The following is a 15,920-nucleotide window of genomic DNA, read 5'->3' on the forward strand; positions in this document are numbered from 1 at the left end:
CGCCAGATGCAGGCGATGGCCGGGCGCGCGAACTTGTCGGTGTGCGGCCAGGCCGAGGTGGGCTTCTCGAAGGTCGCGTCGTCGGTCTCGCCGGGGTGCTGGACGGCCACGAACGCGATCCGGTCGTCGTCGGAGACCAGCGGCCCGCAGGCTTCGGAGCCGAACGGGACGGACAGGAACTGCTTCACCTGGCCGCGGTTCGGGCCCGTGACCGGCACGGTGAAGATGCCGTCGTTCGAGCCGAGTACGTTGCCGTCGGTGGAGATCCACAGGTTGCCGGAGCCGTCGAACGCGACGTTGTCCGGGCAGGTGATCGGGCTGACCTTCGACTTGTCGAAGCCGCCGAAGTACGTCTCCTGCGCGGCGGGATCACCGCAGACCAGGAACAGCGTCCAGTAGAAGCCGGTCTTGGCGGCGTCGTCGCCCTCCTCGCCGATCTCGAGGATGTACCCGTTCCGGTTGCCGGCCTGCTCGACCAGCGGGGCGCCGAGCTTCGCGCGGGTGTGCGAGGTGGCCAGCGGGTTCGCCTCGTCGACCGGGAAGCTGCCGCCGCGCTTGTCGTTGTTCGTCAGTGCCGCGTAGATCCGACCGTTGACCGGGTTCCGCTCGACGTCCTCGGGGCGGTCCATCCGGGTCGCGCCGACCTTGTCGCCGGCCATCCGGGTGTTGATCAGCACCTCCTGGACGGACATGCCCTCGACGTACGACTTCGTGTGCGAGGTCGGCGGGATCCAGGTGCCGGTGCCGTCGTACAGCCCGTCGTCGGCGCCATCGCCGGTGAACTTGCCGACGTACAGCGTGCCCTTGCCGAGCAGGCCGGAGTTCACCTGCCGGTTGCTCTGGTCGTACTTGTCCGCCGAGACGAACTTGTAGATGTACCCGCCCTTCTCGTCGTCGCCGAGGTACACCGCGATCCGCCCGTCGGCGGTGATCGTGGTGGTCGCGCCCTCGTGCTTGAGCCGGCCGAGCATGGTCCGCTTCTTCGGCGTCGACCGCGGGTCGACGATGCTCCACTGGCGCGCGGACTTCGTGACGGTCGTCGGTACGCCGTACCGCTTGTAGGAGTTCACGTGCTCGGCCGGGACGCTGCCGGTCACGTCGTAGTACCCGTTGAAGTTCTCCTCGCCGGACAGGATCGTGCCCCACGGCGTGACCCCGCCGGAGCAGGTCCCGAAGGTGCCGTAGGCAACCTTCCCGGCCCGGGCGTCGGCGGCCGCCGGGCCGGTGACCTCGAACTTCGTGCTCGCGGTGAACTTCGGCGCGCCCGGCAGCACTGGGTCGCCCCAGCCGATGATCACGGCCTGCTCGTAACCCCGCGGTACGACGATGTCGTCCTGGCGGTTCGGCTGTACGGCGCCGTGGGTCAGCTCACCGCGGTGCCCGAAGCCGGGGAAGTCGCCGTTGCCGGAACCGTTGCCCCCGGCCGGTCTGGTCGGCGATTGCGGGCGCGTTCACGGCCGGCGTCGCGGCGCCGGCGGCGCCGACCTCGGCGGCCCCGATCGCGAGCACCTTGCGGCGGCTGAACGCCGAGCGCAGGACGGACTGGATGTGCTCGTTCCCGGAGGTGTTCGGCTCCGGGAACGAGCACTGGTTGGCGCACTTGTACTCGCAGGTACGGAACGACCGGGACCCGTGGCGGGCGCCGCGAAGAGCAGTTGGGCCGTCACACTGCGGAGGCGGTGACCGCGGCGCGTTCGAGGGCCAGGGTGCGGCGGCGGTTGTGCATGCTGTCGAAGGTGAACAGGGCGAGCGCGACCCAGACCAGGCCGAAGCCGGCCCAGCGCATCGTGGTCATCTGTTCGTGGAAGATCACCAGACCGCAGATGAACTGCATGATCGGCGCGATGTAGTTCAGCAGGCCGAGCGTGGTCATCGAGACCCGGGTCGCGGCGGCGCCGAAGAGCAGCAGCGGTACGGCGGTGATCGGGCCGGTCAGCAGGACCAGGATCAGGTACGCCGTGCCGTGGTGCGTGACCGTGGTGCCGCCCTGGAGGCCGAGGACCAGGACCGCCACGGCCGCGAGCGGTGCGACCGTACCGGACTCGATCGCCATGCCCTCGATCGCGCCCGCCCCGGCCTGCTTCTTCGCCAGCCCGTAGAACCCGAACGAGAAGGTCAGGATGATCGCCACCCACGGCGGGCGGCCGTTCTCGACCGCCAGCCCGGCGACCGCGACGAACGCGATCCCGAGCGCGGTCCACTGCATCGGGCGGAGCCGTTCCTTCAGCACGAAGACGCCGAGCAGCACCGTGAACAGCGGGGTGATGAAGTACCCGAGCGAGGTCTCGACGACGTGGCCGTGGCCGACGCCCCAGATGTACGTGCCCCAGTTCGCCGAGATCAGGAAGGCCGCCGCGATCAACGGCCGGCGCCGGCGCGGCTCCGCGAGTAGTGCCTTCACGGCCGCGAACTTCCGCAGTACCGAGACCAGGATCACGATCGTGACCAGCGACCACAGCACCCGATGGGCGAGCAGCTCGATCGCGCCCGAGTGGCCGAGGAGCTTCCAGTACAGCGGGAACAGGCCCCAGATCAGGTACGCGGTGAAGCCGTAGGTGAAGCCTTTTCGCTGTTCGGGCACGGCGTTCAGGGTAAGCCCGCGCGACAGTCGCATCCAACTACTTTGCTCATGACGTGAGACACCCTGGCCCGATGCGGTTGGATAGAGGGGTACAGACGAGGAGGCACGCGTGGGTGTGAGGACCGGTCTGGTCTCGGTGACGTTCCGCCAGTTGGCCGTCGACCAGGTGGTCGAGGTGGCGGCGCGGTCCGGGCTCTCGGCCATCGAATGGGGCGGTGACATCCATGTCCCGCTCGGCAATCTGGTGAACGCCAAGCGGGTCCGGAACCTCACCGAGGTGCACGGGCTGCAGGTGGCGGCGTACGGCTCGTACCTGCGGGCGGGCAACGTGGACCGCGAGGAGATGCGGTCCGCGGTGGCCACCGCCGAGGCGCTCGGCGCGCCCCGGATCCGGGTCTGGGCCGGCAACGTCGGTACGGCGGACGCGGGCGTCGGCGACCGGATGGCGGTGACCCGCGGACTCGGGGAGCTCGCCGACATGGCCGCCGGGTCCGGGATCGAGATCGCGATGGAGTTCCACCGGAACACGCTCACCGACGAGGTGGACTCGACGATCACGCTGCTGCTCGACGTCGGCGCGCCGAACCTCAAGACCTACTGGCAGCCGCCGGTCGACCTGGACGACGCGGAGTGCCTGCGGCAGCTCGAGTCGCTGATGCCCTGGCTGAGCACGGTGCACGTGTTCTCCTGGTGGCCGTCCAACAACCGGCTGCCGCTCGCGGCCCGCGAGTCGCTGTGGCGGCCCGTCCTGGACCGCCTGGCCGCGGAGCCCCGGGAGATCAACGCGCTGCTCGAGTTCGTCGCCGACGACTCACCGGAACAGTTCACCCGCGACGCCGCGGACCTGCACAGCTGGGTCTAGCGCAGTGGCTCGTAGAGCCCGATGACCAGCTTGCCGCCCGTCGGTTTGCCGGCGTTGATGTAGAAGTCGACGGTCTTCGGTTCGGTCTGGGCGGACTCGGTCATCCAGTGGAAGGCGCCGGACCGCGGACCGTCCTGGTGTGCGGTCAGGCCGTCCCAGCGGGTCCAGACCGTCGGCCCGACGTCGACGCTGCCGAAGGTCCACAGGAACGGCGTACCGACCGGGGTGGTCAGCTGGACCCTCCCGGCGGCCGCGGGAACCACCACCGAGCGGACGAACCGGTACTTGACGCCGTCGGACTCCTTCACGCGGTCGAAGTCGACGCCGTACTGCGTGATCTGCGGGCCCGCGTCGTACACCGCGACCCCGATCCGCGCCTTGGGCGGCATCGGTACCGTGCGGCCGTCCTTGTCGACCAGTCGCGCGGTCACCGCGGTCAGGCGACCGGGCGGTGCGGTCAGCTGCAGATGCTCGGCGCTGTCCTGCTGGGCCTGGTCGCCGGATGACGCGTAGCAGTTCACGACGGTCCCGTCGCCGAGCCGCACCTGCACGCGGTACTCCGGGCGGAGGGCCTGCCACGACTGCGCATAGTCGTCCTGCGTGCCGATCACCTGGACCACGACCGAGCGGCTCCTCGGGACGAAGCTGGTCGCGACCTGGTTCCGGCCGCGGTCGCCGATCACCGCGCCCAGCCGGGTCTGCCAGTCGACCTGCTGCCGGAATCGCAGCCCGTTCCGCGTGTAGTCGCCCGGTTGCGCCGGTCCGTTCTTGGGGCCGATCCCGCCGGAGAGGTCGGCGTAGATCCCGACGCCCAGTTGCTGCTTCGCGTCCGGCACCGGCCGGCCGTCGAGGTCGAGCAGGTCCATCGTCACCTTGGCCGGTCTGCCGATCGGTGCATCTGCCCACAGCGCGGTGTCGGCGCGCAGGCTGTAGTTGTTCGGGTGGCCGTCTTCGCTGCAGAAGTTCTTCGCGACGTTGAAGCCGTTCACGCGGATCCACACCGTCTGCTCGCCGTTCTGCTTGCAGTAGGCAATGAACTTGACGGCCTTCGACGTCGGTGTCCAGGTGAACTCGACGTGGCTCTCGCCGGTCTTCCCGGTCCAGCCCTTGAGCAGTGGCTGCCCGTCGCTCAGGCCCGGCAGCGTGAAGCCGTTCTGCGTGTACGACGGTGTCCGGGCGGGGTCGGGCTCCGAGTTCGTGAGCACGCCCGGGACGACCGTGATCGCGAGCGCGATAGCGGCGGCGGCCGCACCGGCGGTGGCGACGACCCGGCGCTTCCTGGTACGGCGGATCTTCTGCTGTACGCCGGGCAGCAGGTCGGACTGCTCGCGGTCGGAGTCGGCGGCGCGGGCGTGGAGTTCGTCGCGGAGGTCTTGAAGGTTCATCGCAGGGTCTCCAGGTCTGCCAGCGCCGGGTCGAGGCGGAGTTTCGCGAGCGCCTTGGCGGTCTGGCTCTTGACGGTGCCGACGCTGCTGCCCATCTGGCGTGCGGTCTCGGCCTCGGTGAGGTCCTCGTAGAAGCGCAGTACGACGACCGCGCGTTGCCGCCGGGGGAGCCGGCCGATCGCGTCCCACAGGTCCAGGCCGTCCTCCCCGGAGCCGTGCGGCGCCGGAGCGGCTCTGGCGGTGTCCGGGAGCTCGTCCGTCGGGATCTCACCGTTCCAGCGCCGCCGCCACCAGGAGGAGTACGTCGTGACCAGGATCCGCCGGACGTACGGCTCGGGATTGTCCTCGCGAATCCGGTCCCAGTGGAACCACGCCTTCGCAAGCGCCGTCTGGACGAGGTCCTCGGCGAGCGCATGATCATGGGTCAGCAGATACGCGGTCCGGACCAACGCCGGCGACCGTGCCGCGACGAACTCCTCGAACCCAGTCGCCCGCTCACCGACGGCCACCGCAGCCACCCCCGCATCAATACTCACATCCAGCAGGACCAGCTACCCCCGCCAAAAGGTTGCCCACCACCACAACCAGGAGTTCGGGCGGGGTCAGCGGGTGGGAGTCGGGGCGGGTGGGAAGCGGGTGGTGGAGGCTGGGCGGGTTGGGGTGATGGTGGGGCGGTCGGGGGCTGGGAGGTGCAGGGCTCGTTTCAGCTGGGACATGTCGCCGTGGATGATCGTGTGGGCGGCGCCGGCGGCCGCTTGGCCGGGTTCGTAGCCGGCGCCGAAGCCGACGTTCTGCAGCATCGGTACGTCGTTGCTGCCGTCGCCGACAGCGATCCGGCGCTCCCGGGGGATCCCGAGCTCGGCGCCTGTCTTCTCGATGAACTCGACCTTCCCGTCGGCGTCGACCAGGTTGCTCACCTCGCCGGACAGCACCCCGTTCCCGACCTCGAGATGCCCGGCGGCGTACCGCTCGACGCCGAGCCGCACGGCCAGCGGACCCACGATCGCGTCGAACCCGCCGCTGGCGATCGCGACCTCGTGCCCGGCCGCCTTCAGCTCACGGATCAGCTCCTCGACGCCCTCGTTCAGCACGATCGTGTCCGCGACCTCCCGGACCACCGCCACGTCCACCCCGCGCAGCTCGGCGACCTTCGCCCGGATCGACGTCTCGTAGTCCGGATGCCGGCACGCCTCCACCTCCGCGAGCCGCCCGGCACGGTCGGCCAGCGTGTGCAGCGTGTCGTACTTGCTGATCGTCTGGTCCACGTCGAAGACGATCAGGTGCTTCTGCATCGGCACCATCGGCTGACGGGCCGGGCCCTCCGCCGTACGGACCGGGGCGAGCGCGTGGTCCATCGTGGAGGCGACCTCGCTGCGCACGTTCTGCTGCCACTGCCCGCGCACCGGGTCCCACTTCCCGTTCGACGGATCCGCGGCACCGTCCAGGAAGGTGCCGATGGTCCCGGCCATCTCCTGGAACTCGGGGTACTCGCGCAGCTGCGGAATCCGCTCCCGCAACTGCCGGAAACCGTGTTCCCACAGGATTTCCGTCTCGTGCACCGGGGCCGGCGCCTGGCCGTAGAAGCGGTACGGACGCGGCGGTCCGTCGAGCCCGGCTTCTTTCCAGTGCCAGTTCTCCGCCAGCGCCTTGCGGAGCGCGTCGCCCTCGACCGGGCAGGTCCGTGCGATGTAGTACAGGTCGGCGATGTCCTTGAAGCGTGGGGCCGCGATCCCGTCGCCGATACCCGGCTGGAGCGCGAGCGCCGCCATCTTGTCCGCGGCCAGGTCCGCCACCGGCCGCATCAGCGGCGTGATCGGCTCCAGGCCGTCGAACTGGACGCCGACGATCGACCGCCGGGCGCGTTCGGACTCGCTCGACCGCTGGATCATCGTCGGCATCTTGACGTCGACCTCGATCGAGAACAGGTCCCCGTCGGCCCGGACGCCGAGCGGCCCGCGGCTGTCGTCGACCGGCTGTACGTCGATCGTGAAGACGGCATGCCCGTTGCCGGCGATCTCGATGTCCCGGGTCGTGTACCGGACCAGCCCACCGAGCCCGGGGGCACCGTCGACCGCGTTCTGCCGCATCGGCGCCACCGCGAGGATGTCCGCGCGGATCCGGTCCAGGTACTGCTCGTCGGTCAGCTCCCCGAGCGCACCGTTGTAGATGTCGAGATCGTTGGCGGTGCGCGCCATCTCGTACACGGGGTCGATGCCGGTGTCCCGCGCGCCGGACCAGGCTTCGGCGTACCCGGGGAGGGTGTCGGAGCCGGTCTTCTCGTAGGCGTCGGTGCCGTGGTTCAGCTGGCTGAGGAAGTCCGCCCCGGCGAGCTGACGCTTCCCGCGGTCGGCGGTGAACCTCGGCGTGCCGACCTCGTGCAGCCGCGCCATCAGCCGGGCCCACTTGGGGTACGAGCCGCGGAACAGCTTCAGGTCGAGATGTCCCGTGTACATGTCAGCCCTTCGCGGCCGCGGCGAGCGCGGACTCGAGCCAGGCGGGACCGTCGTACGCCGGCTCCCGGTCGGCGAACTGTTCGGTGAGCTCCGGGCCGAGCCGGTCCGCGGTCGTCCAGCCCTGGCTGATGAACGAGCGGGCCAGCCGTCCGAGGTCGGACAGGTCGAAGCCGTGCCCGTCGGCGAGATCGGCGAGTGTCCGGGCGGGGCCGGTGACCGGGAGGCCTTCGACCACGGTGCACTGGTCGTCCGGGACGGACCGCGGATACACCGTCACGTTTTCCGAAAGCGTGTTCCTGGATTTTCCGGAGAACTCGATCCGGGCGCCGCTCGCGGTACCGGCGCCGTACAGCTGGGCCGCCGTCTGGTGCGACACCACGAGCGTGGTCAGCGACCGCTCCCAGGCGGGTGCGGCTTCGGCGAGCAGCCAGGTCGCGTACAGCGCCTGGTGCGGGTGCACCGCACCGGCGCGCACCCGGAGCACACCGTCGATAACAGGCTCCACGACCCCGGCGTCCTGCAGTTGGGCGAGGACCTGCTCGCTCACCTCGCCCCGCAACTGACCGATCGCGAGCAAACCGTACTGCCCATCGGCCAGAGCACAGATCCGCCCAAACACATTCAGCAGATTCGGCCGCGCGAACCCCTTCATCCTCAACCCCACAACCGCTCGTCGGTGACCAGTACCAACATCATCCAGGCCCCGAGGTTCGCCAAGGTGAACACCCGGTAACGCACAGCTCCGGTCACTAGATCAGCTGGCTGACGGTGTGGATGAGGAGGCCTACGAGGGCTCCTACGACGGTGCCGTTGATGCGGATGAACTGGAGGTCGCGGCCGACGTGGAGTTCGATGCGGGCGGCGGCTTCGCGGCCGTCCCAGCGTTCGATGGTGTCGGAGATGACCGAGACGATCTCGGTGCCGTAGGTGCGGACGACGTAGCCGACGGCCTCGGCGGCGCGGGTGTCGACCCTGGTACGGAGGGTTTCGTCGTGCTGGAGGCGGTGGCCGAGGTCGTGCAGGACCTTGATGCCGCGGATCCGGAGCGTGCTGTTCGGGTCGTTGATCGAGTCGATCAGCGCGGTCCGCATCGCGTCCCAGACCGCGGTCAGGCTGTTGCCCATGTCCGGGTGCGTGAGCATCCGCGCCTTCCACGCCTCGAAGCGCTCCATCGTCTCCGGATCGTGCTGCAGGTCGTCGGCCAGTTGCCCGAGCAGCCGGTCGACCGCCCGCCGTGCGGGATGCGTCGGGCTGTCCCGTACGTCGGCGAGCCAGGCCAGCGCCTCGCGGTGGATCCGGTCCACCACCAGCCGGTCCACCCAGTGCGGTGACCACCGCGGCGCCCGCGGCCCGACCACGTCCGCGAGCAGGTCCCGGTTGGCGGCCAGCCAGTCGTACGCCTCCACCATCAGCAGGTCGAACAGCGCGTGGTGCGCCCCGTCCTCCACCACCGACTGCACGAAGTGCCCGGCGATCGGGCTCAACGGCTCCTTCACGAACCGCGGCAGCAGCGACCCGCGGACGAACGCCGCCACGTCGTCGTCACCGAGCTTCGGCAGCGCCGCGCCGACCGTCCGCGCACCCTCGGCGACGATCCGCTCGGCATGGTTGCCGTCGGCAAGCCATTCGCCGGCCCGGCGGCTGATCTCGGCGGTCCGCATCTTCTCCGCGACGACTTCCTCGGACAGGAAGTTCTCCGTCACGAACTGCTCGAGACTCTCCGCCAGGCTGTCCTTGCGGGTCGGCACGATCGCCGTGTGCGGGATCGGCAGCCCGAGCGGGTGCCGGAACAGCGCGGTCACCGCGAACCAGTCCGCCAGCGCACCCACCATCGCCGCCTCGGACGCCGTGTTCAGGTACGCCCAGCCGCCGGTCCGGTGCAGCGTCGCGACGTAGATCGCTGCGGCCAGCACCAGCAGCGACAACGCCACGGTCCGCATCCGCCGCAGTCCACTCCGCCGTACCTGGTCGGCAGCGCTCAGGGTCATGGTCGCCATACCCCGATTCAACCAAGTGCGCGGTGAACAACAGGTCAGGCAACCACCTGATTTGTCCCTCGACGTTCCATCAGACCGGAAACCAGCGCGAGCAGCAGGCCGGCCGCCGCGAGCGCGGCACCGAGGCGGCTCGGCCATTCGTAGCCGTAGCCGGCGGCCAGTACGACGCCGCCGAGCCAGGCGCCGAGTGCGTTGGCGATGTTCAGCGTGGAGTGGTTCAGCGACGCGGCCAGCGACTGGCCCTCGTGCGCGACGTCCATCAGGCGGGTCTGCAGCGCCGGCACCAGGATGCTCGCCGAGCAGCCCATCGCGAACACCGCGACCAGCGCCCCGGGCCGGGTCTGCGCGAGCCAGCCGAACGTTCCCAGTACGACGGCCACCGCGACCAGGCCGCCGTACACGCTGCCCATCAGCGACCGGTCCGCCAGCCGCCCCCCGAGGACGGTGCCGACCGTCATACCGACGCCGTACACGCCGAGCACGATCGTCACCGCGGGCTCCGAGAAACCGGCCAGTTCCGTCATCGTCGGGGTGATGTAGGAGTACGTCGCGAACATCCCGCCGAAGCCGACCATCCCGACCAGCAGCGCCATCCACACCTGCGGCCGGGCCAGCGCGCTCAGCTCGCTGCGGACGTTGACGTCGCTCCCGACCGGCTGCGGCGGCACCCAGAACCAGACCGCGACCAGCGTCAGCAGCCCGAGTACGCCGACCGCGAGGAACGGCACCTGCCACCCGTACCGCTGGCCGAGCAGCGTGGTCACCGGTACGCCGACGATGTTCGCGACCGGGAGACCGACCATCGTCATCGACACCGCCCGCGCCCGCCGCTCCGGGGCGACCATCGACGCGCCGACCACGGCCCCGATCCCGAAGAACGCGCCGTGCGGCAGCCCGGACAGGAACCGCGCCGCCAGCAGGAACTCGTAGCTCGAGGCAACGGCCGACAGCACGTTGCCGACCACGAAAACCGCCATCAACCCAAGCATCAACCGTTTTCTGCCGGTCCGCGCGCCGAGGGCCGCGATCACCGGAGCGCCGACCACGACCCCCAGCGCGTACGCCGAGACGACATGGCCGGCGGTCGGGATCGAGATCCGTAGCCCGTCTGCGATCTGCGGGAGCAGCCCCATCGTGACGAACTCGGTGGTCCCGATCGCGAAACCACCGGTCGCCAGCGCGAACAACGCGAGCGTGACGTGCCGCGCAGTACGGCTGTCAGGAGCGAACGAACTTTTCACACCTGATTGTCGCAGAGATCAGCAGGACCACCGCGAGCAGGGCGAACACCGCGTTGCCGATCAGGTCGACGGTCGTCGAGGCGCCGAAGACCGGCTTCTCCGGGAACGCGTGCCACGCGTACGTGAGCATCGCGCCGCCAGCCGCGGAAAGCGTGTGAATTCGGGTCCAGCTCGTCCGCCGCGACCAGGTGACGAACAGCAGCACCGCGAGTACGTCGATCAGCAGCGAGCTCGCCGCGCACAGCCAGCCGTTCGTGACGACGTCGTTGACAACCATCCAGCCGCTGCTGACGACCAGCGCCACCCCACCGACGATCCACGGCGACGGAACATTTCCAGCGGTACGGCGGGGTGCGCGGCGCCCGACCCACACGGCGAGGGCAACCAGCACGACGACCGCGACCGCGACACCGATGTTCTGCCCGGCCGAGGCGCGGAACGGGTCCCTGGTGTAGCCGAACGCGGTGGTCGCGACGACGCCGACGGCGAAGAGTACGGCGTACACGCTGAGGCCGATCCTGCCGAGCCACGGTTCGCGCGGGCGGCGGGACAGCGACTCCATCACGACGATCGGGACCGTGATGCTCCACAGGGTGTGCAGGCCGAGGACCATCACGGTCCACGGGGCGCCCATGCCGAGGAACGAGATGTGGCCGGGGTCGAGCAGCCGGAGGCCGGCGTAGTTCGGGTTGAACAGCGACTGCGTGGTGATGCCCTCCTCGATCACGCCGTACGCGAGCGCGAGGATCAGGATGCTCGGGTAGCCCCAGCCGCGGCGGCGGGCCACCTCGCGGATCAGGACGGCGCCGCCGCCGTACAGCGGGGCCAGGGTGAACAGCGCGAACAGCGCGCTGATCGGGATGTTCCCGAGCAGGAACTCGGCGACCATCGGGGACAGGAAGAACAGGCCGATGGCCGGCAGTGCGCGCTTCACGCCGCTGCGTCGGGGAGCGGTCGCCACGTTCGTGTTCGTCATGGTCATCAGCCTGGTCGCGGCGGGGCGGTGATGCGGATGCGATCCGTCCCGATCGTGGGCTGACGGACGTCCGGGTTCGGGGCTGACGGATGTCATGGAGTCAGGGTTCGATCAGGGTTGAATTTCCTATACGGCGTATAGGGAATGCGTTTTAATTGTTTTCATGAGTACGAAGGAGCGGATCACCGCGGCGGCGACGTACCTGCTGACCGAGCACGGCGCGGCCGGGGTGACGATGCGGAAGGTGGCGGCCGCGGTCGGCATCACGCCGATGGCGATCTACCAGTACTTCCCGGACCGGGAGGCGTTGCTGAACTCGGTGGCGGACGCGGCGTTCGCGGAGCTGGTACGGCGCTGGGAGTCGGCGGACCGGCCGGTGCCGGCGGACGAGCGGTTGCGGGAGATGCTGGTCGACCACGTCGACTTCGCGCTCGAGCAGCCGCGGCTGTACGACTACCTGTTCACCGAGCGGCGCGACCAGGCGCGGCAGTTTCCGGAGGATTTCCGGGCGCGGCGGTCGCCGACGTTCAACCTGGTCGCGGACGCGGTCGGCGCCGGGGTCGAGCAGGAACTGTTCCGCGAGCAGGACGTCTGGGAGACCAGCCTGATGTTCGCCGCCCTGCTGCACGGCCTGATCCAGCTCCACCACGGCGCCCGCATCGGCATGCCCGACAACGCTTTCCGCACCCTCTGCCTCCGCCTGGGCGAAAGGATGATCGATGAACTCCGCAAGTAAGCGTCCGAGCCCGGGAGCAGGTTGGTGGGGGTGGCCGGCGGGGCGGGCGCCGGTGGTGGGTGGTCGGGCGTGGGGGCTAGGGGGAGCGGCCGCCCTCGCGACCGGTGTGCTGTTGTTCTTCGGATCGGGGCTGCATGCGGTGCCTGCTCTGACGTGGTTTGCGGCCATGCCGGTGTTTCTCGTGGCGCCTCTCCTGCGAGCGCGGGTGGCCGGCTTAGCAGCATTTGTGGGGTGGCTCGCGGGGCTGACCAACCTTGCGCGGTATCTCCTCAAGGATCTCGAGCTTCCGCCCGTGGCCCTGGGATTCTTGGCCGGGCTGGCGCTGGTGTTCGCCGGGACCGTGCTGTTCTTTCGAGCGTTGTTGGTGCGCGGACATCCGGTTGCGGCAGCGGTTGCGGCGCCGGCGTTGTGGGCGGCGCTCGACTACCTGATCGCGACAGTCTCGCCGCACGGCGCCTTCACCAGCCTGGCGTACACACAAGTAGAAGTTGCCCCGGTCAACCAGATCGTCTCGTTCACGGGACCCTGGGGCCTGAGCTTCCTGCTGCTGTTTCCGGCGGCGGTGATCGCGACCCGACGCGTCGCACTGCTGGTCACACTGGGTGTAGTTGCCGCAGGCACCTGCCTGTACGGTGTCGCGCGGCTCGGCGGCATCGACAACGCCCAGCCCGTGAAGATCGCCGTACTCTCCGCCGAAGGCGCCGACGACGCGCGCTGGCCGGACGCGGGCGGACCGGCGATCCTGGAGCGCTACCAACCGCTGATCGTCAACGCAGCAAAGGCCGGCGCCCACATCGTCCTGCTCCCGGAGAAGACGATCGACGTCCGCACCACCGACCTGCCCAAGCTCGACCGGCAACTCCAAAGACTTGCCACCAGCAACAACATCGAGCTCGTCGCCGGGCTGACGGTGCTCGGCGACGGCGACCACAACCGCGCGCTGATCTTCCACCCGGACGGCAGTACGCCGACGTCGTACGACAAGCACCACCTGATCCCCGGCCTCGAGCCGTACACGCCGGGCGACCACCTGGCGACGTACGAAGGCTGGGGGCTGATGATCTGCAAGGACCTGGACTTCCCGGCGCTGGCCCGCCAGTACGGCAAGCTCGGCACCGGCCTGCTGCTCGTCCCCGCGCTCGACTTCGTCGACGACGGCTGGCTGCACAGCCGGATGGCGATCCTGCGCGGTATCGAGAACGGCATCCCGATCGCCCGCGACGGCAGCAAGGGCCGCCTCACCCTGACGGACGCGAGCGGCCGCGTGGTCGCCGAGACGACCGCCCCGGCGGACGCTCCCGCGACCCTGATCGGCGAGCTCCGGCCGGGCATCGACCGTACCGTCTACACCGCCTGGGGCGACTGGTTCGCCTGGCTGTGCGGGCTGGCCGCGCTGGGCGGAGTGGTGCTGTTGAGCCGGCGTGGTGGGCGTGGGAGCATCCGGCATGGCCAACTTCGGGGACTACCAGTTGCAGATCTACCTGCAGGGGATGTTGCAGGGGACGACGCCACAGATCACCACGGACCTGGCCCGGCTGGAGTCGCAGGCGGCCGGGAAGCTGCCGGTCGAGGCGATGGGGTACATCGTGCCGAGCGCGGGCAGCGGCGCGACCGCCCGCGCGAACCAGGCCGCGTTCGACCGCTGGCGCCTGGCACCGCGGATGCTCCGCGGCAGCACGGACCGTGACCTGTCCTGCACGATCCTCGGTACGTCGATGCCGGCGCCGGTGCTGGTCGCGCCGATCGGCGTACAGACGCTCGCGCACCCGGACGGCGAACTCGCGACCTCCCGGGCCGCGGACGCTCTCGGTCTGACGTATACGCACTCGACCCAGGCCAGCCACGCGATCGAGCAGATCGAGGCGGCGAACAAGTGGTTCCAGCTGTACTACCCGACCGATCGTGACGTCTGCCTGAGCTTCCTGCGGCGCGCGAAGGCCGCCGGGTACGGCGTACTCGTGGTCACGCTCGACACCGGGACGATCGGCTGGCGGCCCGCCGATCTGGATCGCGGGTTCCTGCCGTTCCTGAAGGGGGAGGGGCTGGCGAACTACTTCAGCGACCCGGCGTTCCAGGCGAAGCTGGCGAAGCCGATCGCCGAGGATCCGGGCGCGGCGGTGATGCTCTGGGCGCAGCTGTTCCCGAACGTCGGGCTGGCCTGGGACGACCTGTCGTTCCTGCGCGACAACTGGGACGGCCCGATCGTGCTGAAGGGCATCACCCACGTCGAGGACGCGAAGCTCGCCGCCGAGCACGGCGTCGACGGCATCGTGGTCTCGAACCACGGCGGCCGCCAGGTCGACGGCGCGGTCGCCGCCCTGGACGCCCTCCCGGCGATCGCGGACGCGGTCGGCGAACAGCTCACGATCCTGTTCGACTCCGGCGTCCGCACCGGCGCCGACGCCGCCAAGGCCCTGGCCCTCGGCGCCAAGGCCATCCTCCTCGGCCGCCCCCTCCTCTACGGCCTCGCCCTCGCCGGCCAGTCGGGCGTCGACCACGTCCTCCGCTGCTTCCTCGCCGAACTCGACCTGACCCTGGCCCTCTCCGGCTACGCCAACCACCGCGAACTCAACCGCGACTCGGTGGTAGCTGTACCGAAGAACGGGTAGTGGTGGGTGGTCCGGCGCGGTTGGCAGGCGGGGTGAGGGTCCTCGACGTGGTGATCGACACACCACTGCCCGTTCTTCGGTACGCCGGGGGAGGATGACGGCTGTGAAGGCTGTTGTTTTCGATCTGGACAATACGTTGTTCGATCACAGTGGGTCGGCGGAGCGGGCGCTTCGGGGGTGGGTGGCTGGGCTTGGGGGCTTGGCGACGGATGAGATGGTTGCGGAGTGGTTCGCGATCGAGGAGCGGGTGTATCCGGCGTGGCTGGCGGGGGAGCTCACTCATCAGGGGCAGCGGCGGGAGCGGATGCGGCAGTTCCTGCCGTTGCTCGGGCACGCGGTGCCGGGGACGGACGCCGGACTGGACGAGGTGTTCGACGGGTATCTCAGGCTCTACAGGGGCAGTTGGGTGGCGTACCCGGATGCGCGGCCGGCGCTGGAAGTTGCCCGGGGCAACGGGTGGCGGGTGGGCGTGCTGACCAACGGGAGTACCGGCCAACAGAACGCGAAGCTCGAGGCGATCGGGCTCGCCCACCTCGTGGAGGTGGTGTGCACATCGGAATCACTCGGAGTCAGCAAGCCCGACCCGTTGGCCTACCAACGTGTCTGTGAAGCGCTGGACGTGGAGCCCGAGGACGCGCTGATGATCGGCGACAACCTGGAGCTGGACGTGCTCGCGGCGCGGAAGGCCGGCCTGGCCGCGCGGCACCTGGACCGCACGGCCGGGGACACACTGCTGAAACTGATCTAGTACCCGCGGGCGGCCAGCGCGTGCGGGTCGCGCTCGCGGCCGGTCTGCTCCTGCGACTGCGACCCGACCTGGGCCTTCAGCTTCCCGGAGAACTCCAGGACGCCGGCGGGGTCACCGGCCGGGTGTACGACGCTACCCCCGGCCGGTGAACCGTCAGTTGATTGTCCAGGTGTCCGCGCCGGTGACCAGGGCCTGTAGGTCGCCGAGGCCTTGGGATTCCTGGGCGGTGGTGACCTGCTGGCGGACCAGGTCGTCGTACGCGGGCCGTTCGACGTTGCGGAACACGCCCACCGGCGCCCGGTGCAGTACGCCGGAGTCGGTCAGCCGGGACA

The 15,920-nt window shown here is 69.8% G+C and carries 15 protein-coding genes and 1 pseudogene; 5 read left to right on the top strand and 11 right to left on the bottom strand.

All coding sequences use genetic code 11. From position 1 onward, the window contains the following. The 4 genes and pseudogenes from VFF46_RS00450 to rarD form a co-directional block, all read right to left on the bottom strand. The coding region (locus tag VFF46_RS00450) for a PhoX family protein (RefSeq protein WP_325034936.1) at window positions 1-1,298 on the bottom strand (1,298 nt) is incomplete at its 3' end. After that, window positions 1,299-1,367 (bottom strand): annotated as a pseudogene (locus tag VFF46_RS40540) (hypothetical protein); the annotation flags it as partial. 1 nt (window position 1,368) lies between these two features. Then, window positions 1,369-1,509, bottom strand: a complete 141-nt coding sequence (locus tag VFF46_RS00455; protein WP_325034937.1) for a hypothetical protein — start codon at window positions 1,507-1,509, stop codon at window positions 1,369-1,371. Between the two features lie 154 nt (window positions 1,510-1,663). Next, window positions 1,664-2,581 carry an EamA family transporter RarD gene (gene rarD, locus VFF46_RS00460; protein WP_325034938.1) on the bottom strand — a complete coding sequence of 306 codons (918 nt, stop codon included), beginning with the start codon at window positions 2,579-2,581 and terminating at the stop codon, window positions 1,664-1,666. Window positions 2,582-2,690: 109 nt separating this feature from the next. Between rarD and VFF46_RS00465 the strand changes: the two genes are divergently transcribed. Further along, the gene (locus VFF46_RS00465; RefSeq protein WP_325034939.1) at window positions 2,691-3,443 is read left to right on the top strand and encodes a sugar phosphate isomerase/epimerase family protein; all 753 of its coding nucleotides are present in this window, start codon (window positions 2,691-2,693) and stop codon (window positions 3,441-3,443) included. Here the strand turns inward: VFF46_RS00465 and VFF46_RS00470 are convergent. From VFF46_RS00470 to VFF46_RS00500, 7 genes are all read right to left on the bottom strand, one after another. Continuing rightward, a complete protein-coding gene (locus VFF46_RS00470) occupies window positions 3,440-4,828 on the bottom strand; it encodes a hypothetical protein (RefSeq protein WP_325034940.1) in 1,389 nt (462 codons plus the stop codon). The two genes, VFF46_RS00465 and VFF46_RS00470, sit on opposite strands and share 4 nt — an antisense overlap. Next, complete coding sequence (locus tag VFF46_RS00475) at window positions 4,825-5,337, bottom strand: SigE family RNA polymerase sigma factor (protein WP_325034941.1); 513 nt, start codon at window positions 5,335-5,337, stop codon at window positions 4,825-4,827. The genes VFF46_RS00470 and VFF46_RS00475 overlap by 4 nt, the downstream gene beginning before the upstream one ends. Before the next feature lie 93 nt (window positions 5,338-5,430). Next, window positions 5,431-7,281 carry an HAD-IB family phosphatase gene (locus VFF46_RS00480; RefSeq protein ID WP_325034942.1) on the bottom strand — a complete coding sequence of 617 codons (1,851 nt, stop codon included), beginning with the start codon at window positions 7,279-7,281 and terminating at the stop codon, window positions 5,431-5,433. A gap of 1 nt (window position 7,282) precedes the next feature. Continuing rightward, window positions 7,283-7,933 carry a hypothetical protein gene (locus tag VFF46_RS00485; RefSeq protein WP_325034943.1) on the bottom strand — a complete coding sequence of 217 codons (651 nt, stop codon included), beginning with the start codon at window positions 7,931-7,933 and terminating at the stop codon, window positions 7,283-7,285. 97 nt (window positions 7,934-8,030) lie between these two features. Next, a complete protein-coding gene (locus tag VFF46_RS00490) occupies window positions 8,031-9,278 on the bottom strand; it encodes a DUF445 domain-containing protein (RefSeq protein WP_325034944.1) in 1,248 nt (415 codons plus the stop codon). A 35-nt stretch (window positions 9,279-9,313) separates the two neighbouring features. Further along, complete coding sequence (locus VFF46_RS00495; protein ID WP_325034945.1) at window positions 9,314-10,519, bottom strand: MFS transporter; 1,206 nt, start codon at window positions 10,517-10,519, stop codon at window positions 9,314-9,316. Next, window positions 10,497-11,495, bottom strand: a complete 999-nt coding sequence (locus tag VFF46_RS00500; RefSeq protein ID WP_325034946.1) for a hypothetical protein — start codon at window positions 11,493-11,495, stop codon at window positions 10,497-10,499. The genes VFF46_RS00495 and VFF46_RS00500 overlap by 23 nt, the downstream gene beginning before the upstream one ends. Window positions 11,496-11,658: 163 nt before the next feature. Between VFF46_RS00500 and VFF46_RS00505 the strand changes: the two genes are divergently transcribed. From VFF46_RS00505 to VFF46_RS00520, 4 genes are all read left to right on the top strand, one after another. Then, on the top strand, window positions 11,659-12,231 hold the full coding sequence (locus tag VFF46_RS00505) for a TetR/AcrR family transcriptional regulator (protein ID WP_325034947.1): 573 nt from the start codon (window positions 11,659-11,661) through the stop codon (window positions 12,229-12,231). Beyond that, window positions 12,215-13,918, top strand: coding sequence for a nitrilase-related carbon-nitrogen hydrolase (locus VFF46_RS00510; RefSeq protein ID WP_325034948.1), 1,704 nt, complete (start codon window positions 12,215-12,217; stop codon window positions 13,916-13,918). The genes VFF46_RS00505 and VFF46_RS00510 overlap by 17 nt, the downstream gene beginning before the upstream one ends. Then, the gene (locus tag VFF46_RS00515; RefSeq protein WP_325034949.1) at window positions 13,806-14,840 is read left to right on the top strand and encodes an alpha-hydroxy-acid oxidizing protein; all 1,035 of its coding nucleotides are present in this window, start codon (window positions 13,806-13,808) and stop codon (window positions 14,838-14,840) included. Before VFF46_RS00510 ends, VFF46_RS00515 begins: the two co-directional genes overlap by 113 nt. A 94-nt stretch (window positions 14,841-14,934) precedes the next feature. Continuing rightward, the gene (locus VFF46_RS00520; RefSeq protein ID WP_325034950.1) at window positions 14,935-15,588 is read left to right on the top strand and encodes an HAD family hydrolase; all 654 of its coding nucleotides are present in this window, start codon (window positions 14,935-14,937) and stop codon (window positions 15,586-15,588) included. Window positions 15,589-15,920: the final 332 nt, after the last annotated feature.

The organism is Kribbella sp. (assembly GCF_035655035.1).
Classification (GTDB): domain Bacteria; phylum Actinomycetota; class Actinomycetes; order Propionibacteriales; family Kribbellaceae; genus Kribbella.

Coding starts and splice junctions, on each gene's coding strand:
- VFF46_RS00470 (WP_325034940.1), bottom strand. CDS start 4,828: ATGAACCTTCAAGACCTCCGCGACGAACTCCACGCCCGCGCCGCCGAC.
- VFF46_RS00480 (WP_325034942.1), bottom strand. CDS start 7,281: ATGTACACGGGACATCTCGACCTGAAGCTGTTCCGCGGCTCGTACCCC.
- VFF46_RS00485 (WP_325034943.1), bottom strand. CDS start 7,933: ATGAAGGGGTTCGCGCGGCCGAATCTGCTGAATGTGTTTGGGCGGATC.
- VFF46_RS00490 (WP_325034944.1), bottom strand. CDS start 9,278: ATGGCGACCATGACCCTGAGCGCTGCCGACCAGGTACGGCGGAGTGGA.
- VFF46_RS00500 (WP_325034946.1), bottom strand. CDS start 11,495: ATGACGAACACGAACGTGGCGACCGCTCCCCGACGCAGCGGCGTGAAG.
- VFF46_RS00505 (WP_325034947.1), top strand. CDS start 11,659: ATGAGTACGAAGGAGCGGATCACCGCGGCGGCGACGTACCTGCTGACC.
- VFF46_RS00510 (WP_325034948.1), top strand. CDS start 12,215: ATGAACTCCGCAAGTAAGCGTCCGAGCCCGGGAGCAGGTTGGTGGGGG.
- VFF46_RS00515 (WP_325034949.1), top strand. CDS start 13,806: ATGGGGTACATCGTGCCGAGCGCGGGCAGCGGCGCGACCGCCCGCGCG.
- VFF46_RS00520 (WP_325034950.1), top strand. CDS start 14,935: ATGACGGCTGTGAAGGCTGTTGTTTTCGATCTGGACAATACGTTGTTC.